Source organism: Streptomyces silaceus, assembly GCF_001419745.1.
In the GTDB taxonomy this organism is placed as follows: Bacteria; Actinomycetota; Actinomycetes; order Streptomycetales; family Streptomycetaceae; genus Streptomyces; species Streptomyces silaceus.
In genome coordinates, this window is sequence record NZ_LIRJ01000706.1 from 1 (window position 1) to 1,492 (window position 1,492).

Genomic DNA, 1,492 nt, shown 5'->3' on the forward strand with positions numbered 1-1,492 from the left:
CCCGTGCTGCCCGCCGCCCGCCCCCTGCCGACGGCCGAGCCCGTGCGGCGGCCGGGCGGCGCGGTGCTGCCCTGGCTGCGCGCCCACGCGTCGATCCTGCCGGTCCTCGTCGTGATCGCCCTGCTCGCGCTGCCGGTGCCCGCCGAGAGCACCTCGTCGGGCGGGAAGATCGCCGACGCGGTGTCCGCGCTGGTCGTCGGCCAGGCCGTCGTGCTGAGCGTGCGGTCCCGGCGGCGGCCGCTGACCCGGAGCGCCGCGGTGATCCTGGGACTTCCGGTCGTCGGCATCACCGTGGCCGCCTTCGGCGCCTCCTCCTCCGCGACCGGCGTGGCCGGTGCCGCGCGCTATCTCCAGATCTTCGTGCTGGTGCCCGCCGCGGTGCTGCTCCTGATCCGTGACGCGCGCCAGTTCCGCGTGGTCGCCTGGGCGTTCGTCGCGCTCGCGCTGTGGCAGGGCGTCCTCGGGGTGCACCAGTACCTCACCGGCACCGGCGCCTCGTACATGGGCGAGGACATCCGGGCCGTGGGCACGTTCGGCTCCACGGACGTCATGGGGATGGCCACGGTCGTGTCCTACGGCCTCGTGTGCGCCCTCGCGCTCGCCTTCCGCCCCGACGCGCCGCGCCAGCGGACGGCGGCGGCGGTGTGCGCGGCGCTGCTGACGGTGCCGCTGGCGCTGTCCTTCAGCCGCGGGGCGTGGATCGCCACGGTGGCGGCCTGCGTCGCGGTGCTGCTCCTTGCCGGGCTGCGCCGGGCGGGCCGGGTCCTGCTGGCCGGGGGCGCGGTCGCCGTGGTCCTGGTGGCGGGGTTCGGCGTGGGCTCCGCGATGCTCCAGGAGCGGCTCAGCAGCATCACCCAGGTCGCGGACGCGCCCGACCAGTCGGTCACCGACCGCTACACGATGTGGGCGGCCTCGATCGACATGTGGCGCGAACGGCCGGTGACCGGAGTGGGCCTGAAGGGCTTCCCCGAGTACCGCGACAGCCACGCCTCGCTGGCCCTGTCCTCCGGCAGCGACACGGCGGGCGCCGGTCACGGCTTCGTACGCCAGCCGCTGCTGTCGCCGCACAACATGTACCTGCTCGTGCTCGGCGAACAGGGCCTGCTCGGCCTGACCGCGCTGGCCGGCAGCTGGGCGGCCCTGCTGGTGTGCGCGGTGCGCCGTTGGCACCGCGTCCGCGTGCGGCGCGGGCGGGCCGGGGGCCCGGAGCTGGACTGCGCGCTGATGGCCTGCGGTCTGCTGATCTGGCAGCTCATCGACTTCGTGTACGCCGACATCGGCGGCCCCTCCACGGTCCTGATGGCGATCGCCTTCGGAGCTGCGGCCTGGTGGGCACTCGGCTCCCACCGCCCCCGAGAGGCAGGCCCACGATGACGACGGTGCCGCCGGGGGTGGCGTCGAACGGGGACACCCCGACCGGGGTGACCACGCAGACGGGTGGAGAGGCGGAGATCGCCTCGCGGACGGGCGGGCAGGCGGGGGTGGCTTCGGG

1 protein-coding gene is annotated in these 1,492 nt (G+C 75.5%); it reads left to right on the forward strand.

The features are described from left to right. The first annotated feature begins 6 nt into the window (after positions 1 to 6). On the forward strand, positions 7 to 1,374 hold the full coding sequence (locus tag AOK22_RS38880; protein WP_425264122.1) for an O-antigen ligase family protein: 1,368 nt from the start codon (positions 7 to 9) through the stop codon (positions 1,372 to 1,374). The last annotated feature ends 118 nt before the right edge of the window (positions 1,375 to 1,492 follow it).